Origin of the sequence: Streptomyces sp. NPDC001914 (assembly GCF_042891215.1) — a bacterium.
Taxonomy (GTDB): domain Bacteria; phylum Actinomycetota; class Actinomycetes; order Streptomycetales; family Streptomycetaceae; genus Streptomyces.
In genome coordinates this window covers 183,640-203,919 of the sequence record NZ_JBIASW010000004.1, presented here as the reverse complement: position 1 = coordinate 203,919, position 20,280 = coordinate 183,640, and the positions used below count along the sequence as shown (strand labels likewise).

Sequence of the window (20,280 nt, the reverse complement as noted above, 5' to 3'; positions counted from 1 at the left end):
CCAGCCCCGCAGGGCGGCGTGGACCCGCACGGAACCCGAACCACGCCGCACGCACCCTCGGCCTGCGATCTGCCCGGTAGGGTCCAAGGACAAGGCCTTTGCGGCTCGGAAAAGGAACTTCACGATGGCTTCTGGCACCCTGGCCGACGAGATCCGGCTCAAGCTGGGGGAACTCAGCCCCGCCGAACGCAAGGTCGGACGGATCATGCTGGCCGGATATCCGGCAGCCGGCTTCGAGACCATCGCGACCATCGCCGAACGTGCCGCAGTCAGCGCACCGACCGTCCTCAGGTTCGTGGGACGCCTCGGCTTTCGCGGCTACCCCGACTTCCAGGCCGCTCTGCGCGACGAACTCGAACAACGCAGCGCCTCACCCCTGTCACTGTACGAATCGGCCCCCCTGACCCGGTCCGACGAACCGGGCCACCCGGAAGACAACGAACCGCTGCTGCAGAGCGGCAGCAGGCTGTTCGCAGCCGCTCTCACCCGCTCCCTGGCAGAACTCCCGCCCCACGACCTGGACCGGGCCACCCAACTCCTCACCGACCCCAAGCGGCAGATCATCCTGGCGGGCGGCCGGTTCACCCACCTGCTGGCGCAGTACCTCGGTCTGCACCTCATGCAACTCCGCGACGACGTCACCTTCCTGCCGGACCGTGACGTCGAACGTACCGCCGTCCTCGCCGCACTGACACGACGGGACGTCCTCGTCGTGTTCGACTACCGGCGCTACGAGGACGACAAGGTCGCCATGGCCCGGCTTCTGCGGGAACGGGGCGGCAAGGTGATCCTCTTCACCGACACCTGGCTCTCCCCGGTGACCGCCCATGCAGAGGTCGTCCTGCCCAGCCAGGTCACCTCGCCCTCGCCGTACGACAGCCTGGTCCCGACGATGGCTGTCATCGAAACCGTCGTCGCCGCGGTCATCATGTCGCTGGGCGAGACGGCACACCAGCGCCTGCGCCACGGCGAAGACATCGCCCAGCGCATCGGCCTGGTCTGACCGCTCGGACCCCCACCTGGTTCGGTGCGCGGCCGGCCGATCCCGTCGCACCACTGCCCGGAACACCTCACACAGAGCCCGCACCGCACATCCGGCCACGGCCGTGGCCCTCCTGCCCTTGCTCCCTCTCCACCGAAGGATTCGTCATGCCCAGACAGTTCAGGCTGATCACCCTCATCTCGGTGCCGCTGCTCATGGCCGGCTCGCTCGTCCTGACCGCCTGCGGAAGCGAGGAGGATGCCGGTCCGTCGTCGGATGCGGCGAAGTCTGCCGAGGTGATACCCGGAGTCACCGTCAAGACCGACTCCAAGCTGCGTGCCGGTCTGAACCCGCGGATCCGCGAGCGCGGGGTCGTCCAGGTGGCCACCGACGTGCCCTATCCGCCGTTCGAGATGTATACCCAGGTGGGCAGCCGGCAGTTGACCGGGATCGACTACGACCTGGGCCGTGCCATCGCCCTGCGGCTCGGCGTCACGTTCAAGTTCTCGCCGCAGAAGTTCGACGGGCTTCTCCCCGCCGTGCAGGCGGGCAAGTTCGACGTGGTGATGTCCGCCATGACTGACAAGAAGGAACGGCAGAGCGCGGTCGACTTCGTCGACTACCTCAATGCCGGGCCCGGCTGGCTGGTGAAGAAGGGCAACCCCACCGGCCTCGACGAGATCACCGACGTGTGCGGGCAGGCCGTCGGAGTCCAGAGCGGAACCAACCACCAACAACTCCTGAAGGACCGCCAGGCCACCTGCCGAGCGGCAGGTCTCCCCCCGATCAAGGTGCTGGCGTTCGCCAAGGACTCCGAGGCCCAGCTCGCGCTGCGCAGCGGACGGGTCGTGGCGGACTACCTGGACGAGGTGACGGCCGCCTGGGTCGCCTCGACCACGGACGGCGGCAAGACGTTCTCCACGGTCACGGGCGACAAGGCGGTGGGCCCCCACAACCCCTCTCCCATGGGCATCGGGATCTCCAAGACCGACCCACAGCTGACACGGTCGGTCCAGGCGGCCCTCCAGTCCCTGATGGACGACGGCACCTATACCAAGATCCTTGAGAAGTACCACGTGCCGGGAATCGCCATCCCGAAGGCCACCGTCAACGCGGGATCCTGAGCAAGAGCGCGTACGCCGTTCCGGGGAAACGGCGTACGCCATCACGCACGGTTCGCCCACTCCTCGCGGAGCATCCCGAAAAGCACGCTGTCGTAGCGCTTCCCGTCCAGCAGCACGGCCGACCGGCGACGGCCCTCCTCTCGAAAGCCCAACCTGGTGAAGGAGCGCACGGCGCGCTCGTTGCCGCTCCAGGTGTCCAGTTCCAGCCGACTCAAGGCATACGCGCCGAACAGGTGGTCCACAAGCAGCCGCAACGCGTCACTCCCGTGGCCGCAGCCCCAGAACTCCCGCTCGCCGATGGTGACTCCCAGTGTGGCCACACCGGCGTACGGGTCCAAGTCCCGGTAGTCGACCATCCCAATCACGCTCCCACCCGCCAGGTCCTCGACCGTGAACACGGCCGACTCCCTCGGGTTCAGGCGCAACATAGTGTCGAAGCCGAGACCGATCGCCTCCGCCGTGACCGGGCCGAAGCACGGGTCACCGGCCGTGGCCCAGCGCACCACTTCACGGTCGTTGCGCCACCGAAGATGATGCTCCGCATCCTCGGAGCGCAGCGCCCGCAGCCTTACCAGCTGTCCTTCGAACATTGCGCAACCCTAATGGATCACAGAACCGCTGAACCCGACCACTCGCCCTGGCGCCAGGTCAAGAACGCGATGCTTGGAACGGGTCGTCGATCCGTGGCGGGGCGGTCCACGACCTCCTGGATGACCGCTTGCCGGTTGGGCTGCGGGCATCAGCCCCTCGTGCGACGCCGGATCTATGGAAGGCGTCACCCCAGTGCCCCGGGGGCTGGGTATATCCACGCAGTGGGGACACTCGTTGGGCATGGCTACTGAACCCCACATCGTCTTGGCGTCCTCCCCTACTGGGCTCTGGTTGCTGATGGTGGGCGTCCTGCTCATCGCGATGCTGCTGACAGCGTTCCTTATAGGTCACCGGAACTCCGCCCGGCGCCGAGAGTCTGCTTCGCTGCCCTCGCGGGAGCAGGAGAAGCAGGCGCGCCAGGTCCTCGAAGACCCCCCGCGCTGTGGAGAAGGCTGGAGCACCCCCGAGGAAGACCCCGAGCAAGGCCACCTCCACCGATGAATGGAACGGCCTTCAAATCGGCTGTGCCGCAGGTCAGGACTATGTCGACGAGTTCACCTCGGCCAAATCGCATCCGCACGCTCTTGACGAGCCCGGCTATCCTGCTCGGCGTTGTCGTCACGGCATCGGACTGGGCGCCCTACCGCTGGGACGGCGGCTGGACGTTTGCGCGGGGACGGGTGATGGGCTGTCCAGCACCCGAGCACGACAGCGCCCCGCGTCCCACGCTCTGGTGTGATCGGACGCGCAAGGACCCGTTACGTTCGTGATACGGGTGATCACCGGAGCGCCCCGCGTCCGGCCCGGCTACGGCGGTCCCGCGCGGGGACCACGCCGCAATCGGTGCCCGCACTCCGCGGTTCTTCCGCGGTGATGCCCGCTGCCTCGCAGGGCATCGGAGGAGCTTGGCTCCTTTACCACGATCCCGCGGAGGCCCTCTTGCGCGCGACGACGGCATCTCGGGCGTTCCGGTAGCCGAGAGACGGGTTCTGCCGTCAACGATGCATTGCGAAATCGGCAGTGGGCACTCGTGCGGAGATACCCGGACCACGCTTGCGCGGACGGAGCTATTGCCGCGCGTAACGGTGCTTGCTGGTCCCGTGAGTGTGCGCACCGAGGCGCGCGGCCCTCCGGACCAGGGAAAGGTGCATGATCATGTCGGACAAGCCGCTCAACGGTCACCGCGTCCTGGTGCTCGTCACCAACTATGGGGTTGAGCAGGACGAGTTGCTGGTACCGGTCCGCCGACTACGGGAGGACGGCGCGGACGTCACCATCGCAGCCGCGTCCCCAGACCCTATCCAGACGCTTGTGGGCGACCGTGACCCCGGCGAGACGGTGGAACCCACCACCACGCTCGAGGCTCTGGATCCCAGCGCCCACCAGCTGCTACTGATCCCGGGCGGCACCCTCAACGCCGATCAGCTCCGCTTGCAGTCCAGGGCCCTCGAGACGATCAAGGCTTTTGCGGCGTCGGGCCGCCCGATCGCCGCGATCTGTCACGGACCTTGGGCGCTGGTGGAAGCGGACGTCCTGAAGGGTAAGACCCTTACCTCCTATCCGTCGGTGCGCACCGATGCCCGAAACGCCGGGGCCAAGGCATGGATCGACGAAGCCGTCGTGAGCGACAGCGCGAATGGCTACACGCTGGTCACGTCCCGGACGCCGAAGGATCTCGACGATTTCCTCAGTGCTGTCAGCAAGGCCCTGGTCGGCTCCTGAGCGATGAGGCGTCGGCCGGGGCCGCGCCCCGTCCCCGTGACTGATGAGCGCAGGCTCCCCGGTCCCGGCGATAGGGTGCATTGTGTCGGCGTTTGTGGTGCATCCTGCTCAACGCAACGCGTCCACGCCCCCAGGGCCGCACAGGTGAAGTAGCCCGCGACGTTCCGGGCCGTCGAGTGTGACCGTCCAAGGCTCCCGGGCGAGCTGGGCGACGAGGATGCCGGAGGCCCCGTGTCCCAGCGAGACGGCGCCCGGCGGCCCATTGCCTGGCGGGTTGTGGGCGTGAACAACATGATCTTCACCTCTATGGCACCCAGGCCCAGCGCCTGGGCATCTTCTTCCGGTCTGTGCTGCACAACCTGGTTCACCTGGCGTTCGGTGGCGGCGAGGCGGCCCTGTCGCGATCAGCTGCTCGCGCCATGACATATCTGCCGACCGGCGGGGTGATCTATGTGGTGCTGCGGCTGTACGGCGTGTTCATCGACAGGGACAGCGGCGCGAACTTCGTTCCCATCAACTCGGACGGCAACTGGCGGCACTTGATTCTCGGTCTGGGAAATGATCGCAGCTCGTGCGCTCCTGACCCGAAAGCGCCATACCGAGCACCCGGTACGACATGACGCCCGCCGCGCCTTACCCGGCGCCGGCGAAGCCACTGCCTGCTGTGGCGCTGTCGGGCCGTGACGAGATTGGCGTCGCGTGTCGGTTTGGTCGGGGCGTGCATGGTCACCCGGCCCTCTCGACGCAAGACGGACCGGCCGACGCAGAAACCGCTGGACTCTGATGCGCTGCGGCCATGCCGCGAGATGAGTAACGAGAAGGAGGATCATCATGGGTGAACGCAACACGTTCTTGCGCAGCACGCACGATCTGGGTCTTGCCGCCTGGTTCGGCGGAGCGCTCATGGGGGCTGTCGGACTCAATGGGGCGGCCGAGTCGGAGGGGGCAACAGACGCCGGAACGACCCGGATCGCCTCGGCGGGCTGGGCGAAGTGGGCACCACTGGGCGCGCTCGCTGTAGGCGCGAACCTACTCGGCGGTACCGGTCTTTTGGTGACCAACCGTGGTCGGGTCGTTGGTCAGAAGGGTGTTGCCGCTTCCACCGCCGCCAAGACGGTTCTCACCGGTGCGGCACTGGCGGTTACCGCCTACACGCGCGTGCTCGGCAAGAAGGTCGATCTGGCCACGTCCGAGAAGGTAGAGGAGCAGGAGATGGTCGAGGAAGCACCGCTGAGCTATGAGGGGGCGCAAAAGCAGCTCGCCCTGATGCAGTGGGCGGTACCCGCCCTGACCGCGGGCCTCGTCGTTCTGAACGCCCTGCACGGTGAGCAGCAACGTCCCTCCCAGCAGGCCCGGGGCCTCAGGATGCTCGCGCGCAACGCTCAATAGCGTTGCCGCCGGCGCTGCCAGGGGAGACCCGCCCGGCAAATCAGGCGGCGGATACATCGGCTTGACGGCCCATCACCTGCTGCTTCCAGGCGGTGAGAGGTGCCTCGGCAGCCCCGCCGTCGTCGGTCCGTCCAGCCGATCCTGCTGGTCATGTCACGCAAGGCTCAAGGTCACCGGCCCCAATCACGGTGCTCTGAAGGACTGCCGGTTCTGGTACGAACAGGGTGGCAAGTGAGGTGGGGGAGCGACTGCGCCTGGAGGCGGTGGAACAGGCTGCCGCACAAAAGGCGAGCGGCTGGCTGTCCCGCTTCCGTACCTGACCCGGGAGGGGGAGCCGTGGCCTTATTGGGCGGTCCGGCCCTGCCAGAGCGTTGTCAGAGCCGAACCGTCCCTGAGGCTATCGGGCGTCCCGGGACGTGCTGACCGGCCCACCGCATCACCTGAGGCAACAAGTCGTGCGCAATGGGTGATCCGCCTTTCGTCCTGTGGGCTCGTATGAGAGAGGCGGGTCGGCCTGGTGTGGTATGTCGTGGCAGGCGGGACGGTCGTCTGGTCGTCTCCCCGCCGGGACGACCGCCCCTGGCCGCCGCTGCATGGTATGCCGGAATCCGGTCACGCTACGCGCGGACCAAGAGACGCCACCGGGCGCGGCATAGGAGAGGCGGCCCGGGGATGCACTGGAGGGGCGTTCCGGGCCGCCTGTCAGGATCAGTCTTGTCTTGAAGGCCCAGCGCCGCGATACCGGCGGGCCAGACGGGTGACGGTATTGCTGAAGGGGTGGTGCGACCCGGGCCTGCAGAGCCGCAATTACGAGCCCGGGTCGCCGGTGAAGGGCCAGCCCACATCGCGAAAGGAGCGCCCTCAGCTGGATTGCGCGCCGGCCACGGCGGGCGGGCTAGGCCGACGCGCATGCTGTGAACGACGGGACCTGCACAGTGGATACGGCTCGCCGCGATCAATCAGCCGAGAGTGTTCCCAGAACCGGGTTCTGTACGCGGGATGGTCGAGGACTCCGCCACCGGTGCGGGGGAGACCGGCTGTGACCACGCGGGCCGTCCGAGACGATCCGGGCGGGCCCGCGCGCCCGGTGGTTGGCCGTGCACCGACCTCGGTGAGGCGGCCCGGCATCGGCGGGTGAGTCGGCGCCGGGCCGCAATGCCATCCTGCATCGACGAGAGCGCCGGCGCCGTGCGGGTGCGGCACAGGGGTGAGGGCCCGAAGCGGGCTTCTCAGTGCTTCGGGCCCTCGAATGGGACGCACGGGTCTCAAGAGCGTCGATGTCCGCGCGCCGATCCGTTCAACGGCGCGGCGTCGGGTACGACACCATGCGGCGGTCTTCCTGCGGGCAGACGGGTGGGTTGTTGCCGGTGGCGACTGGCTCCGGGCGAGTCGCTGTCCTGGCGTCAGAGGGCTGAGGGACGATCAGGCGTCACGTCGCCCCTCGCTCGCTTCCGGCAAGGGCGGCTGTCTGCCGTGATGGTCAGCCACGGCAGGACCAGGCGGTCGCCGTTGCCCAGGCGACCGCCTGCAAACCTTCCCACCACACCCCACACCGTCTGTCCCGGCCGCCTTCGAATCGTGCTGGCCCCCTGGTCGGCGGCTACTGTCGGCCCGTACATCCACATCAAGGTCGGCCGCACTTTCTACTCGGTTCCGCGGAAGCTGATCGACCGCAAGGTCGACGTCCGCTCCACCGCCACGATGGTCCAGGTCTTCCACGACGGCCATTTCGTCAAGAATCACACTGCTCTTGACCAGGGCAAACGCACCGACAAGAGCGACTATCCGCCGAAGAAGATCGCCTTCCAGATGCGGACGCCGTCTGGCGCCGAAGCCAGGCGTCCGAGATCGGTGACGCCTGCCGCGAGGTCGTCGACCAGCTGCTGGAGGTCAACGTCCTCTATCGGCTTCGCGCTGCCCAGGGGGTCCTCGGGCCGCGGAAGAAGTACGGCGACACACTCAACAAGCCTGCGATCGTGGGAGAGGTTTCCGCATCATGGATGTGATGGCGGGTACTCGCACGTGTGCCCCTCTCGGGCCATGCACAGGAGGCGTGAAACAATGATCACTCACTCCCTGGAGCACGGCGTGCTGGTTTTGACGCTGGACGCCGGCTCAGGCTCCCGGGCCCAGGACGATCTCCCGAGGCGCATAAGCGATCTCGTCCATGCTCATGATCCGAGGGCTGTCGTCATCATTCTCGGCGACGACGCGCACGTCGCGGAAACCAGTGCGGTGCTAAGCGCCCACCTGCTGTGCGGCGACCTCGGCGTGCTGATGTCCGTGGCCACCCACAGTGCTTCCATTCGGCGCAGGCTCCAAATCCAGCCCGACATCGCTGTCACGCGTCTGGTCGTCCACGCCCGCACGGACACCGCCATCGCCATCGCCGCTAGCGCCGCATAAGCACAGACCCCGTATTTCGGCGGCACCGCGGTTGCTATCAGATTTGGGACTGCGTCGCTCCGCTACACCCGCGCCGCCGCTACGCCATTTATGTGACGTCCCGAACTCGGTTCACGACGGCCGAACGGCAAGTGGCCCCACCCTCGTGAAAAAGGGGGAGCCACCTGAGCAGTGCAGGCTGGTGAGTCAGGCGCGGCTGGTGCGCCGGTTTCCGGTCAGGACCCGGTACAGGGCGAGGAGGATGACAGAGCCGACGATGGCTGCGATCCAGGTAGAGACGTCGAAGAAGCCGTCGATGGAGTCAACGCCGAATATGACTTTGCCCAGCCAACCGCCGAGAAGCCCGCCCGCGATACCGATGAGCATCGTGATGATGATCCCGCCGGGGTCCTTGCCCGGCATGAGCGCCTTGGCGATGAGGCCGGCGAGCAGTCCGATGATGATCCAGGCGAGGATGCCCATGATGTGTCTCCTACCTCGTCACATAAAGCTGGTGTCAACGCATCGTGTTTACCGCTTCGCTGTTTCCAAACACTGTGGACGCGGAGCTTGACGGTCGTCATCGTTCTGGCGCGAGGGGGAAGGGATGCGGCGACGCCGGCCGCGTGGCCTCTTCGAGATCCAGGCCTGCAAGGTGGCGTCATGTTGGGCCAGCCAAAGGGCCGTGGCTGTGACCAGGATCGGTAGTTGACACTGCGCCACGTTCTCGGCCTGCGCTGATGCCAACTGGCTTCAAGAGGTGCCGCTGCACATGGGCATCCAATCCAACTGGTCCCGGGCACATTGCGGTCCCGGCCTCCTGTCGGGTCTCCGAGGACCGCTCGCGCCCGCGCGGGGTGCCGGCAGGCCGCCACGCCACCGTGCTGGCGGCGGACCGGCGCCATTCGTCACGCGAGCCATGCGGACTCCTTGTGACGGATGCGTAGGGAGATGTCCGAGTGGCCCGCGACAGCCGCCGACGTGCCCGCGGTGCCGGGTACGGCTGAGTGCCCCAGGTGCCGGTGCACGAAGTGGATGGCCATCGCGCCCTCACCGGCCGCGGAGGCCACCCGCTTCACCGAACCGCTGCGCACGTCCCCCACCGCGAAGACCCCGGGCAGGCTGGCCTCCAGAGTCATGCTCGAGCGTCCGCGGCCGCGCCACACCTCGGGGTAGGCACAGGCCTCTCTGGCCTCCGACCCGGTGAGGACGAAGCCGCGGGAGTCGAGGGCGATCATGCCGGCGAGCCACTCGGTGTGAGGGGCCGCGCCGGTGAAGACGAACAGGCCCAGTACTGCGAGCCGGCGGTGCCTGCCCGTGCGGTTGTCGACCACGTCGAGCTCCTCCAGCACCTCCTGGCCGATGACCTCGGTGACCTCGGTGTGCAGCATGACCTCCACCCGCGGATGGCGCTGGACCTGGTCGATCAGGTAACGGGACATGTGGGTCTCAAGGCTGGCCCCTCGGACCAGCAGGTACACCTTCGGCGCGTGCCCGGCGAGGAACAGCACCGCCTGGCCCGCCGAGTTGCCTCCGCCGACGACGGCCACCGGGTCGGTGCGGCACTGCTGGGCCTCGTAGAGGGTCGCCGAATAGTGCACGCTCGTTGCCTCCAGGCGTTCGATGCCGGGCACCTTGAGCCGGCGGTATCGGGCACCCATGGCCAGCACGACGGAGCGGGCGGCGATCTCGCTGCCGTCGGCGAACGCCACCACGTACTGGTCCTCGCCCGTGGGATGGAGACCGGTCGCCTCCAGCGGAAGGCTGATCCTGGCGCCGAACTTGCCGGCCTGGAGCACGGCGCGTTCGGTGAGTTCGGCACCGGAGATGCCGGAGGGGAAGCCGAGCAGATTCTCGATGCGGGACGACGTGCCGGCCTGGCCGCCGGCGGCCATCGCCTCCACCACCGTGGTGCTCAGTCCCTCGGAGGCGGCGTACACGGCGGCAGCGAGGCCCGCGGGTCCGGAGCCGACGATGATGACGTCGCCTTGACGGTTTCCGGCCGGTAGCGACGGAAGGCCGATGAGTCGGGCCACTTCCGCGTTGCTGGGGTTGCGCAGCAGGGTGGTGTCGCGCCAGATGACAAGTGGCGTCTCCTCCGGGCCGACACCGAAGCGGCGCAGCAGCTCCTCGGCCTCCTCGTCGGTCTCCAGGTCGATCCAGCGGTGCGGCAGCCGGTTGCGGACGGCGAACTCGCGCAGCCGTCTGGTGTCGGGCGAATAGCGCGAGCCGATGATGCGGAAGCCGGCTCCCTGTCCGACGAGCAGCGCGCGACGGCACAGACAGGCACGCAGCACGATGTCCCCGATGGTGGAGTCCTGGGACACCAGCTGACGCAACTGGCCCAGGGAGACGGCAAGGACCTCGCCCGGCTCCCTGGCGACAGCGGTGTAGAAGGCCACTTGTCCGTACAGCAGGCCGAGTTCGCCGATGAAGCGACCGGGGCCGTGCACGCGCAGCACGCGCTCCTCGGGAGTGCCGTAGCCCTCGACGACGGCGACCGTACCGCTGAGGACGACGAAGAACGTCTCGCAGCGCTCCCCCTCACGGATCAGCACGTCGTTCGGAGCCATGCTCCGGCGTTGCCCGCGCTCCGCCAGACGTGCTGTCTGGTCCTCCGTGAGCCGCGGATACGCGCCGTGGATGTCCGGAGTCTCCCAGGAGACGGCCTCGTTCGCTTCCTCCGGTACCGGTTCTCCGCCCGGCAGCGTCTGGTCGCCGGACATCAGACGAACGCCTCGTGAACGTAGCACCAGCGCCATTCCTCGCCGGGCTGGAACGACTGCACGATCGGATGGGCGACGGCGGCCGCGTGCTTGCGCGCGTGCTTGTTCGGCGAGGAGTCGCAGCAGCCGACGTGCCCGCAGGTCAGGCAGAGCCTCAGGTGGACCCAAGGGGAGCCGAGCATCAGACACTCCTGACACCCTTCCGGGGTCAGCGGCTGGACCGGCTGGACAAGCGCGAGGTGGGGGTCTGCATGCAAAGTCATCCGTATCACCCTTTCCGGGTGGTGATCGACTCTTCCACCCACTGGCGCAGAACGGGGGCGGGTGCCGCCCCCGCCTGCCGGGCGACCGTCTCGCCCTGATTGAGGATCAGCAGTGTCGGTACGGCCTGGACCTCGAAACGCTGCGAGAGTCGCGGGTTCTTGTCGATGTCGACCTTGACGAGTTTGATTCGGCCGGCCAGATCGGTGGCGACCTTCTCCAGTGCGGGGCTGACCATGCGGCAGGGGCCGCACCAGGTGGCCCACAGGTCGACCACGACGGGGATGTCGGCCCGCTCGGCGACCTCGGTGAAGTCGTCGTCGCCCGCGTCCACCATCCACGGCAGGGGCTGCTTGCAGTGGCCGCACTTGGGACGGCCCTCCGCTGCCGCGGGGACCCGGTTCGTGCGCCCGCAGTGGGGACACTTGATGGTCGTCGCCTCGATCGTGCTCATGCCGCCCGCGCCCCCTTCACGTCCTCGGCCTGGTCGTAGGTGACGACCAACTCCCCGTGTTCGGCGTCGACGCGGATCGTCGCGCCGTCCTGGACGTCACCGCGCAGCAGGGCGCGGCCGACCATCGTCTCGACCTCGTGGGAGATGTAGCGGCGCAGCGGCCGGGCCCCGTACACCGGATCGTAGCCCTGGTGGGCGATCAACTCCTTTGCCGATGCGGTGAGTTCGACAGTGATGCGGCGTTCGGCGAGCCTGCGGCGCAGTTCGTCGAACTGCAGCTCCACGATCCGCTCGATCTGCCGCTCGCCGAGCGGTTTGAACAGCACGATGTCGTCGACGCGGTTGAGGAACTCCGGGCGGAAGTGGCCGCGCAGCTCGCCCATCACCAGGGCGCGGGCGTCCGGCTTGATCTCGCCGTCGGCGGTGGCGCCGTCGAGGAGGTGCTCGGAGCCGATGTTCGACGTCATGATGATCACGGTGTTGCGGAAGTCGACGGTGCGGCCCTGGGAGTCGGTGATGCGGCCGTCGTCGAGGACCTGCAGGAGGGTGTTGAAGACATCGGTGTGCGCCTTCTCGACCTCGTCGAACAGCACGACCGAGTACGGCTTGCGGCGCACGGCCTCGGTGAGTTGGCCGCCTTCCTCGTAGCCGATGTATCCGGGCGGTGCGCCCATGAGCCGGCTGACGGTGTGCCGCTCCTGGTACTCGCTCATGTCGAGGCGGACCATGTTCTCCTCGGAGTCGAACAGGGCCGCCGCGAGGGTCTTGGCCAGCTCGGTCTTCCCGACGCCGGTCGGGCCGAGGAAGATGAACGAGCCGATGGGGCGGCGCGGGTCTCGGATGCCGGAGCGGGCGCGGATGATGGCGTCGGCGACGAGCTTGACGGCCTCGTCCTGGCCGATGACCCGCTCGCGCAGGATCTCGTCGAGGCGCAGCAGCTTCTCGCGTTCGCCTTCCTGGAGACGGGCAACGGGGATGCCGGTCCAGGCGGCGACGATCTCGGCGATCTCCTCCTCGGTGACGACCTCCCGCAGCAGCCGGTTCTGTCCCTGTTTCGAGGCCAGTTGCTCCTCCTCCGCGGCCAGCCGGCGCTCCAGGTCCCGAAGGCGGCCGTAGCGCAGTTCGGCGGCGCGGTTGAGGTCGTAGGCGCGTTCGGCCTCTTCCGCCTCGTGGCGGACCTGCTCCAGTTCCTGGCGCAGCTCCTGGACGCGGCGGATGGCCTGCCGTTCGGCCTCCCACTGGGCGTGTTTGGCGTCCGCCTCGCCGCGCAGGTCGGCCAGTTCCTTGCGCAGCTCCTCCAGGCGGGTCTTGCTGGCGGCGTCGGTCTCCTTGGACAGGGCCGCCTCCTCGATCTCCAGGCGGGTGACGCGGCGGGTGATCTCGTCGAGTTCGGCGGGCATCGAATCGATCTCGGTGCGCAACCGGGCGCACGCCTCGTCGACGAGGTCGATGGCCTTGTCGGGGAGGAACCGGTCGGTGATGTAGCGGTGGCTGAGGGTGGCCGCGGAGACCAGCGCGGTGTCCTGGATCTTCACGCCGTGGAAGACCTCCAGGCGTTCGCGCAGTCCGCGCAGGATGGAGATGGTGTCCTCCACGCCCGGCTCCTCGACCAGCACCTGCTGGAAGCGGCGTTCGAGGGCGGCGTCCTTCTCGATGTGCTTGCGGTACTCGTCGAGGGTGGTGGCGCCGATCATGTGGAGTTCGCCGCGGGCGAGCATCGGCTTGAGCATGTTGCCCGCGTCCATGGCCCCCTCGGCGGCGCCCGCACCGACGACGGTGTGCAGTTCGTCGACGAAGAGCAGGATGCGCCCCTGGGCGGCCTTCACCTCGGACAGGACGGCCTTGAGCCGTTCCTCGAACTCGCCGCGGTACTTGGCGCCGGCCACCAGGGAGCCCATGTCGAGAGCGAACACCGTCTTGTCGCGCAGGCCCTCGGGGACGTCGCCGCGAACGATGCGCTGGGCCAGGCCCTCGACGATGGCGGTCTTGCCGACGCCGGGATCGCCGATGAGGACGGGGTTGTTCTTGGTCTTGCGGCTCAGGATCTGGGTGACGCGGCGGATCTCGGCGTCCCGGCCGATGACCGGGTCCAGCCGCCCGGACCGGGCATCGAGGACCAGGTCGCGGCCGTACTTCTCCAGAGCCTCATAGGCCACTTCAGGATTGGCGGAGGTGACACGCTGGTTGCCGCGGACCTGGGTGAGCGCACCCAGGAACGAATCCCGGGTCACACCGTGCTCCTTGAGCAGGCGTCCGGCGGCGGTCGCCGAGCCCTCCTCGGCGAGGGCGAGCAGGAGGTGTTCCACAGACACGTACTCGTCCTTGAGGCGCTTGGCCTCCCGCTCGGCGGCATCGAGCAGGCGGGACAGGCGCTGGGTGACGAAGACCTGGCCGGGTGCCGCGCCGGGACCGGTGACCTTCGGGCGGCGGGAGAGTTCCTCGCGCACGGCCGCGCGCAGTTCCTTCGGCTCGGCGCCGGCCTGTTGCAGCAACCGCGGGATCAGACCGTCCTCCTGATCGAGAAGCGCGAGCAGCAGGTGTTCCCCGTCGACCTCGGTCTGCCCCATGCCGACGGCCGCGCTCTGGGCTTGCTGGAGGGTTTCCTGGGACTTCTGGGTGAGACGGTTCATGTCCATGGGGGTGTTTCACTCCTCGTGCCGCGGCCGCGCAAGGCGGCTTCGAGCAGACTGATGCGGTCGAGCAGGTCGAGCACCAGGCCGATGGATGCGTAGTTGAGGCAGAGTCCGGTGCGCAGCCGCTGGATCCGGGCGAGAACCGCCGGGGCCGTGGCGTCGAACACCAGTCGCCCCCCGGAGTCGCGTTCGGCGTCGACCAGGCCGAGGGCGACGAACCGGCGGATCAGATCGGGGTGGAGCCCGGAGCGAAGGGCCACAGTGGCCAGGGAGAGCCTGGGGATGGGCACGAGCGCGTACCGGACGGCCGTCGAAGCAGTGATGTCGGCGCCCGTTCGTACCGGACGGGCGCCCGCGCCGGCCCAGCCGATGCCTCCCGCTCCCGGGGGTCGGTCGTTCATCGCGTCCTCCTGGGGTCGAACGAGGAAGTGGCGGCGAGCTCCTCGAACAGTTCGCGCTCCCGGTCGCCGAGGGTGGGAGGCACCATGATGCGGAGTTCGGCGTACAGGTCGCCGTTCGCGCCTCGCGGGTTCGGCATGCCCTCGCCGCGCAGTCGCAGTCGTCGGCCGCTGGACGAGCCCGCGGGCACCGTGACCTTTGCCGTGCCGCCGCCGGGCGTGGGTACCGGCACGGTCGCACCCAGGGCCGCCTCCCACGGGGTGACCGGGACCTGGACGTGCACGTCACGGCCGTCCAGCCGGAACCGGGGGTGGGGCTGGATGCGTACCCTCAGGTACAGGTCGCCCGCGGTGGCGGCACCACTGCCCTGGCCACCCTCACCGGCAAGCCTGATGCGCTGCCCGTCGGTGACGCCCGGTGGCACGTCGACCTCGTAGCGCCGCGGCTGCCCGGTGGGGCCGGCGAGTGTGACGGTGCGACGGCCGCCGCGGTACGCCTCCTCGACGGTGAGCGGCAGTTCCGCCTCCTGGTCCGCTCCGGGGACGCCGCCTCGGGTGGCTCCGGCTCCGAACATGGAGCCGAGCAGGTCCTCGATGTCGATGCCCTCCGCGCCGAAGTCGTCGCCGAAGCCGGTGGCGTACCGGACGTGGGGACCGCCACCGCCTGCGGTCCTCCGACCGCGGAAGCCGCCGCCCGCTCCCGCCGCGACCCGTTCGTCGAAGTCCTCCGGGATCTTGCGGAAATCCTCGCCGAAGCGGTCGTAACGGGCCCGGGTCTTGGGATCGGACAGGACGCTGTGTGCCTCGTTGAGGTCCTTGAACCGCTCCTCCGCCCCGGGGTCCTTGTTGACGTCCGGGTGGTACCGGCGGGCGAGTTTGCGATACGCCTGCTGGATCTCGTCCTGGCTCGCGCTCCGTGATACGCCCAGCACCTCGTAGAAGTCCCGTGCCATGACCGGTCACTCCCGCTTCGCGACCGTCACGGCGGCGGGCCTGAGCTGCCTCTCACCGTCCCCGTAGCCGGGGCGCAGCACCTCGACGACCGTGCCCGGTGGGGCGTCGGAGTCCTGGACGACACCGACCACCTCGTGCCGGGCCGGGTCGAAGGCGACGCCGGTCTCCGCATGCCGCGGGTAGCCGAGCAGTTCGAGGACGTTCACCGCCTGGTCGCGTACGGCTCGGATACCCTCCACGATCGCGCCCGGATCGGCGCCGGCGTGCGTCAGGGCGAGTTCGAGGTTGTCGAGGACGGGCAGGAAGGCGGCCGCTGTGCGGGACCGCTCGACCGCCCGTTCGCGCTCCAGTTCCCTGGCGTGACGCTTGCGAAGGTTGTCGAGGTCGGCAAGTGCGCGCCGCCAGCGGTCCTCCAGTTCCTGGATCGCGGTCGTGTACTCGTCCTCGGCAGGCGCGGGGCTGGCGGCATCGGGTCCCGGTTCGCCGTTCGCTGCCTCGGGCGGGTGCGGACCCGGTTGGGGCAGATTCCCGTGAGCGGGTCCGGCGCCTTCCGGGACCCGTGCGCCCGGATCCGACACGGCCGGGTCGGGTTCCTGGGGGTGGGTGGGCATGGCGCGCCTCAGCTCTTGTCGAACTCGGCGTCGATGACATCATCGTCGCCGCCACCGCCGCTCGTGGGACCGCCGGTGGCGGCGTCCTGGCCGGGGCCGCCGTCCGCGGCGGCGTCCTGGTGGGCCGCCAGCCCGGCGAGCACCTGCTGGAGTTCTGAGGCCAGAGGCCGTACGCGCTCCACGCCCGCCTCTTCCTTGACCGCCGCCCGGGCGTCGGACACGAGCATCTCGGCGCGTGCCTTCTCGTGCGCGGGCGCTGCCTCTCCCAGTTCGGCGAGCCGCTTCTCGACCTGGTAGGCCACGGCGTCGAGTTCGTTGCGGGCGTCGACGGCCTCGCGGAGCGCCTGGTCCTGGCCCCGGTTGCTTTCGGCCTCCTGGACCATGCGTTCGACCTCACTGCGGTCCAGGTTGGAGCTCTCGCTGATGGTGATGCCCTGTTCCTTGCCGGTGTCCCGGTCCTGGGCCTTGACGTTGAGAATGCCGTTGGCGTCGATGTCGAAGGTGACCTCGATCTGCGGCTCGCCCCGCGGCGCCGGCCGGATGTCGGTGAGCTGGAACCGGCCCAGCACCCGGTTGTCGGCGGCCAGCTCGCGCTCGCCCTGCAGGACGACGATGTCGACGGCCGGCTGGTTGTCCTCGGCGGTGGAGAAGGTCTCGCTGCGGCGCACCGGGATGGTGGTGTTCCGCTCGATGATCTTCGTCATCACTCCGCCGCGCGTCTCCACACCCAGCGACAAGGGGGTGACGTCAAGCAGCAGGACGTCCTTGACCTCGCCCTTGAGTACCCCGGCCTGGATCGCGGCGCCCAGGGCCACGACCTCGTCGGGGTTGACGCTCATGTTCGGGTCCTTGCCGCCGGTCAGCCGGCGGACCAGAGTCTGGACGGCGGGGATGCGGGTGGAACCGCCGACGAGGATGACCTCGTCGATGTCGCTCTCGCCGACCTTCGCGTCGGCCATCGCCTGCTGCACCGGTCCCAGGCAACGCTCGACCAGGTCGCCGGTGATCTGCTCGAAGGTGGACCGCATGATCGAGTCGGTGAGGTGCTTGGGACCCGAGGCGTCGGCGGTGATGAACGGCAGACTGACCTGGGTCTGCGTCACCGAACTGAGCTCGGTCTTGGCCTTCTCCGCCGCCTCGAACAGTCGTTGCAGCGCCTGCGGGTCCTTGCGCAGGTCGATGCCGTTCTCCTTCTGGAAGTCGTCCGCGAGGTAGTCCACCAGACGCCGGTCGAAGTCGTCGCCGCCCAGGTGGCTGTCACCGGCGGTGGAGCGGACCTCCACCACGCCGTCGCCGACGTCGAGGATGCTCACGTCGAAGGTGCCGCCGCCCAGGTCGAAGACGAGGACGGTCTCGTGCTCCTTCTTGTCCATGCCGTATGCGAGGGCGGCCGCCGTCGGCTCGTTGATGATCCGCAGCACCTCCAGTCCGGCGATCCGTCCGGCGTCCTTGGTGGCGGTGCGCTGAGCGTCGTTGAAGTAGGCGGGCACCGTGATGACCGCCTCCGTGACCTTCTCCCCCAGTTGCTTTGACGCGTCGTCGGCGAGTTTGCGCAGCACCTGTGCGCTGATCTCCTCAGGCGCGTACAGCTTGTCGCGCACCTTGAAGCGGGCCGCCCCGCCGTCGCCCTCGACGACGTCGTACGCCACCGCCCTCGCCTCGTCGGAGATCTCGTCGAAGTGCCGGCCGATGAACCGCTTGGCCGAGTAGATGGTGCCCTTCGGGTTGAGGATCGCCTGGCGCCGGGCCAACTGGCCCACCAGACGTTCCCCGGTGTCGGTGAAGCCCACGACGGACGGTGTCGTGCGGTTGCCCTCGCTGTTGGGCACGACGGACGGCTCACCGCCCTCCCACACGGCGATCACCGAGTTGGTGGTGCCCAGGTCGATGCCCACTGCCTTGGCCATGAGGAACTCCTCCCGCTGCGGCGCCTGCGTCGACTCTCCGGATCGCATACGTTCAGGTGGCGGGGGGATCTCAGCCGGTTTCCCACCGGTGCGCACGGAGAATCTCGAGCACTCCCCAGGGTGACGAACCGAGTGGCTCCACGCCTGCGCCTGGCAAGCCAGGAATGCGCGGGTCCAGTCGCCCCACGAGCACGAGAGAAAGAAACCACACGTCTCGGGTACACCGGCCTGGAAGCGGGTACGCGAAAGCCGACCGCCTCGAACGGAGTGATCCCATGGTCGGCAGCCGGGCGTACGGCCTGTACCACCGCCACGCCGACCGGAAGGGCAGCCTTTCCCGGGGTAGCGCCGGGCGGCACCCCACGGCCACGCACAAGGGGCCCCGTCTGCCCACTCGCATCCCGGCCGACCACGACCTCCACGAATTGGTCGCGCTCTCCCGCGCCCTGACCAGCGCTCCGGACGAAGGTGCGATCCTGCGCCTGACCATGGACCACATAGGCGCCGCGGGGCCGTACAGCGCCGAGGCCGGATACCTCAAGGTGGGCGGTGACCTGGTCCCCAGCCCGAGGAACGGGCAGACGCATGCCTTGACCGTGGGCCGGAGGGTGCGGGAGCTGGCCGGACAGGACGGCGACGTGACCCTGCCCGGCAGGCCCTGGAGCCGGGCCCTGGGGCTACGCGGACCTGGGGGACTCCACGGCTACCTCGTGGTCACGTCCCGCTCTCAACCCACCCGGGCCGAGCGATCCCTGCTCGCCCTACTCGTCCGGCACACCGCTGCTGCACTGTCAGTGGTCTTCACACACCGCCGCCAACGGGAGGACGCGCTGGAGCTGCGCCGGCTGGGGGAGGAACACACAGCCCTCCAGCGGCAACTGATCTCTGTGGTGGCGGAGCTGGGCTACGAGCGAGCCGTTCACACCCTCATGGCCGACGTCGCCGCCTCGGGTGGCGGCGAGGAAGCCGTCACCCGCGCACTGCACGGGCTCACCGGACTTCCCGCGCTGATCGAGGACCGCTTCGGCCGGCTGAGGTCCTGGACCGGTCCCGGCCGTCCCGTCCCCTATCCCGAACCGGACCCCCTGCGCCAGGACGAGATGCTGCACGCCATCGCCAAACAGGCCGGCCCGGTGCGGATAAAGGACCGGCTGATCACCCTGATCCGCCCGCACGGCGAGATCCTGGGCGTGCTGGCGCTGGTCGATGCCCGGGACGAGGCCGACGAGCACACCGTACTCGCGCTTGGACACGCCGCCGCGTCGCTCTCCCTGGAGCTGACGCACCTGCGCGATCTGGCCGAAGTGGAATTGAGGCTGCACCGCGAGCTGGCCGACGACCTCCTGGCAGGGACGGACGAGCCGAGCGCCTACGCCCGGTCGGCGGCAGTCGGACACGATCTGCACGGCAGCCACTACGTCGTCGTGGTGCAGTGGTCGAACCGGGCCGCGGACGATTCCTTCGCGCAGACCGTGAGTCGGGCGGCCGTTGCGGTGGGCATGCGCTCGCTGCTGACGCACCGCGCCGATCACGTCATCCTCATCACAGGCCACAGGCCACACGTCCGCGCGTTGTACGAGGCGCTCGCCCGGGAGACCGGAACACGGTCCGGGACGATCGGGGTGAGCGCCGCTTGCGACGCCGTGGACGACATCCCCCACCATTACCAGGAGGCACGGCGCGCCCTGGACGTGCGCCGCCACTCCCGCGAGCGCTACGGCGCGACGTTCTTCGACGAGCTCGGCCTCTACCGCATCCTGGGACCCGGCAGCGATCACCGGGAACTGGAGACGTTCGTCCACGAGTGGCTCGGGCAGCTCATCGACTACGACGCCCGGCACCACGGGGCGATGGTGGAGACCCTGTCCCGGTACTTCGACTGCGGCGGCAATTACGACGAGACCGCCGACTCCCTCACGATCCATCGCAGCACACTGCGCTATCGGCTCCAGCGCATCCGCGACATCAGCGGCCACGACCTCGCGAACGTCGAGGACCGGCTGAACCTCCAGGTGGCGACCCGAGTGTGGAGGATCGTTCTGGGCGGACGCGGCTGACGCGTCGCTCGAACTCATGGGGGTGTGGTGTCAGCAGCGCTGGAGTGGGTGGGCCGGACGGCGGAGGAACATCTGGGCCGCACCGC

At 68.8% G+C, this 20,280-nt stretch carries 17 protein-coding genes and 1 pseudogene; 8 read left to right on the top strand and 10 right to left on the bottom strand.

Going from position 1 to position 20,280, the window contains the following annotated elements; all coding sequences use genetic code 11:
• Positions 1 to 124: 124 nt before the first annotated feature.
• Both ACFYYF_RS13545 and ACFYYF_RS13540 read left to right on the top strand, forming a co-directional pair.
• Positions 125 to 1,003, top strand: coding sequence for a MurR/RpiR family transcriptional regulator (locus ACFYYF_RS13545; RefSeq protein WP_388774860.1), 879 nt, complete (start codon positions 125 to 127; stop codon positions 1,001 to 1,003).
• 146 nt (positions 1,004 to 1,149) lie between these two features.
• Complete coding sequence (locus ACFYYF_RS13540; protein ID WP_388774857.1) at positions 1,150 to 2,106, top strand: ABC transporter substrate-binding protein; 957 nt, start codon at positions 1,150 to 1,152, stop codon at positions 2,104 to 2,106.
• 41 nt (positions 2,107 to 2,147) lie between these two features.
• Here ACFYYF_RS13540 and ACFYYF_RS13535 read toward each other — a convergent pair whose 3' ends face one another.
• Complete coding sequence (locus ACFYYF_RS13535; protein ID WP_388774855.1) at positions 2,148 to 2,696, bottom strand: GNAT family N-acetyltransferase; 549 nt, start codon at positions 2,694 to 2,696, stop codon at positions 2,148 to 2,150.
• Between the two features lie 1,156 nt (positions 2,697 to 3,852).
• Here ACFYYF_RS13535 and ACFYYF_RS13530 point away from each other — a divergent pair.
• From ACFYYF_RS13530 to ACFYYF_RS13510, 5 genes and pseudogenes are all read left to right on the top strand, one after another.
• Positions 3,853 to 4,419 carry a type 1 glutamine amidotransferase domain-containing protein gene (locus ACFYYF_RS13530; protein ID WP_388775705.1) on the top strand — a complete coding sequence of 189 codons (567 nt, stop codon included), beginning with the start codon at positions 3,853 to 3,855 and terminating at the stop codon, positions 4,417 to 4,419.
• A gap of 347 nt (positions 4,420 to 4,766) precedes the next feature.
• Entirely contained in the window at positions 4,767 to 5,039 is a 273-nt protein-coding gene (locus ACFYYF_RS13525) for a DUF4383 domain-containing protein (protein WP_388774851.1), read from the top strand.
• A gap of 211 nt (positions 5,040 to 5,250) precedes the next feature.
• Entirely contained in the window at positions 5,251 to 5,808 is a 558-nt protein-coding gene (locus ACFYYF_RS13520) for a hypothetical protein (protein WP_388774848.1), read from the top strand.
• 999 nt (positions 5,809 to 6,807) lie between these two features.
• Positions 6,808 to 7,500: pseudogene (locus ACFYYF_RS13515) on the top strand (hypothetical protein); the annotation flags it as partial.
• Positions 7,501 to 7,869: 369 nt separating this feature from the next.
• Complete coding sequence (locus tag ACFYYF_RS13510) at positions 7,870 to 8,214, top strand: hypothetical protein (protein ID WP_388775702.1); 345 nt, start codon at positions 7,870 to 7,872, stop codon at positions 8,212 to 8,214.
• 186 nt (positions 8,215 to 8,400) lie between these two features.
• Here the strand turns inward: ACFYYF_RS13510 and ACFYYF_RS13505 are convergent, their stop codons facing one another.
• The 9 genes from ACFYYF_RS13505 to dnaK form a co-directional block, all read right to left on the bottom strand.
• A complete protein-coding gene (locus ACFYYF_RS13505) occupies positions 8,401 to 8,676 on the bottom strand; it encodes a GlsB/YeaQ/YmgE family stress response membrane protein (RefSeq protein WP_388774845.1) in 276 nt (91 codons plus the stop codon).
• A gap of 425 nt (positions 8,677 to 9,101) precedes the next feature.
• Complete coding sequence (locus ACFYYF_RS13500) at positions 9,102 to 10,919, bottom strand: FAD-dependent oxidoreductase (RefSeq protein ID WP_388774842.1); 1,818 nt, start codon at positions 10,917 to 10,919, stop codon at positions 9,102 to 9,104.
• Positions 10,919 to 11,182, bottom strand: coding sequence for a UBP-type zinc finger domain-containing protein (locus ACFYYF_RS13495; RefSeq protein ID WP_388774839.1), 264 nt, complete (start codon positions 11,180 to 11,182; stop codon positions 10,919 to 10,921). Before ACFYYF_RS13495 ends, ACFYYF_RS13500 begins: the two co-directional genes overlap by 1 nt.
• A gap of 5 nt (positions 11,183 to 11,187) precedes the next feature.
• Positions 11,188 to 11,634 (bottom strand): thioredoxin, encoded by a 447-nt coding sequence (trxA, locus tag ACFYYF_RS13490; RefSeq protein WP_388774836.1) that lies wholly within the window; start codon positions 11,632 to 11,634, stop codon positions 11,188 to 11,190.
• Complete coding sequence (gene clpB, locus ACFYYF_RS13485) at positions 11,631 to 14,270, bottom strand: ATP-dependent chaperone ClpB (protein WP_388774834.1); 2,640 nt, start codon at positions 14,268 to 14,270, stop codon at positions 11,631 to 11,633. Before clpB ends, trxA begins: the two co-directional genes overlap by 4 nt.
• On the bottom strand, positions 14,261 to 14,668 hold the full coding sequence (locus ACFYYF_RS13480) for a chaperone modulator CbpM (protein WP_382785515.1): 408 nt from the start codon (positions 14,666 to 14,668) through the stop codon (positions 14,261 to 14,263). Before ACFYYF_RS13480 ends, clpB begins: the two co-directional genes overlap by 10 nt.
• Positions 14,665 to 15,618, bottom strand: a complete 954-nt coding sequence (locus ACFYYF_RS13475; protein ID WP_388774832.1) for a DnaJ C-terminal domain-containing protein — start codon at positions 15,616 to 15,618, stop codon at positions 14,665 to 14,667. The genes ACFYYF_RS13480 and ACFYYF_RS13475 overlap by 4 nt, the downstream gene beginning before the upstream one ends.
• A gap of 6 nt (positions 15,619 to 15,624) precedes the next feature.
• Positions 15,625 to 16,230: a nucleotide exchange factor GrpE gene (locus ACFYYF_RS13470; protein WP_388774829.1), complete on the bottom strand. Its 606-nt coding sequence runs from the start codon at positions 16,228 to 16,230 to the stop codon at positions 15,625 to 15,627.
• Between the two features lie 8 nt (positions 16,231 to 16,238).
• A complete protein-coding gene (gene dnaK, locus ACFYYF_RS13465; protein ID WP_388774827.1) occupies positions 16,239 to 18,137 on the bottom strand; it encodes a molecular chaperone DnaK in 1,899 nt (632 codons plus the stop codon).
• A gap of 275 nt (positions 18,138 to 18,412) precedes the next feature.
• On the opposite strand from dnaK, the gene ACFYYF_RS13460 reads away from it, so the two are divergent.
• Complete coding sequence (locus tag ACFYYF_RS13460) at positions 18,413 to 20,194, top strand: PucR family transcriptional regulator (RefSeq protein WP_388774824.1); 1,782 nt, start codon at positions 18,413 to 18,415, stop codon at positions 20,192 to 20,194.
• The last annotated feature ends 86 nt before the right edge of the window (positions 20,195 to 20,280 follow it).

Bases quoted from the DNA above. Each gene is read 5' to 3' on its own strand.
- ACFYYF_RS13545 (WP_388774860.1), top strand. From the start codon at position 125: ATGGCTTCTGGCACCCTGGCCGACGAGATCCGGCTCAAGCTGGGGGAA.
- ACFYYF_RS13540 (WP_388774857.1), top strand. From the start codon at position 1,150: ATGCCCAGACAGTTCAGGCTGATCACCCTCATCTCGGTGCCGCTGCTC.
- ACFYYF_RS13535 (WP_388774855.1), bottom strand. From the start codon at position 2,696: ATGTTCGAAGGACAGCTGGTAAGGCTGCGGGCGCTGCGCTCCGAGGAT.
- ACFYYF_RS13530 (WP_388775705.1), top strand. From the start codon at position 3,853: ATGTCGGACAAGCCGCTCAACGGTCACCGCGTCCTGGTGCTCGTCACC.
- ACFYYF_RS13520 (WP_388774848.1), top strand. From the start codon at position 5,251: ATGGGTGAACGCAACACGTTCTTGCGCAGCACGCACGATCTGGGTCTT.
- ACFYYF_RS13510 (WP_388775702.1), top strand. From the start codon at position 7,870: ATGATCACTCACTCCCTGGAGCACGGCGTGCTGGTTTTGACGCTGGAC.
- ACFYYF_RS13505 (WP_388774845.1), bottom strand. From the start codon at position 8,676: ATGGGCATCCTCGCCTGGATCATCATCGGACTGCTCGCCGGCCTCATC.
- ACFYYF_RS13500 (WP_388774842.1), bottom strand. From the start codon at position 10,919: ATGTCCGGCGACCAGACGCTGCCGGGCGGAGAACCGGTACCGGAGGAA.
- ACFYYF_RS13495 (WP_388774839.1), bottom strand. From the start codon at position 11,182: ATGACTTTGCATGCAGACCCCCACCTCGCGCTTGTCCAGCCGGTCCAG.
- trxA (WP_388774836.1), bottom strand. From the start codon at position 11,634: ATGAGCACGATCGAGGCGACGACCATCAAGTGTCCCCACTGCGGGCGC.
- clpB (WP_388774834.1), bottom strand. From the start codon at position 14,270: ATGGACATGAACCGTCTCACCCAGAAGTCCCAGGAAACCCTCCAGCAA.
- ACFYYF_RS13480 (WP_382785515.1), bottom strand. From the start codon at position 14,668: ATGAACGACCGACCCCCGGGAGCGGGAGGCATCGGCTGGGCCGGCGCG.
- ACFYYF_RS13475 (WP_388774832.1), bottom strand. From the start codon at position 15,618: ATGGCACGGGACTTCTACGAGGTGCTGGGCGTATCACGGAGCGCGAGC.
- ACFYYF_RS13470 (WP_388774829.1), bottom strand. From the start codon at position 16,230: ATGCCCACCCACCCCCAGGAACCCGACCCGGCCGTGTCGGATCCGGGC.
- dnaK (WP_388774827.1), bottom strand. From the start codon at position 18,137: ATGGCCAAGGCAGTGGGCATCGACCTGGGCACCACCAACTCGGTGATC.
- ACFYYF_RS13460 (WP_388774824.1), top strand. From the start codon at position 18,413: ATGGTCGGCAGCCGGGCGTACGGCCTGTACCACCGCCACGCCGACCGG.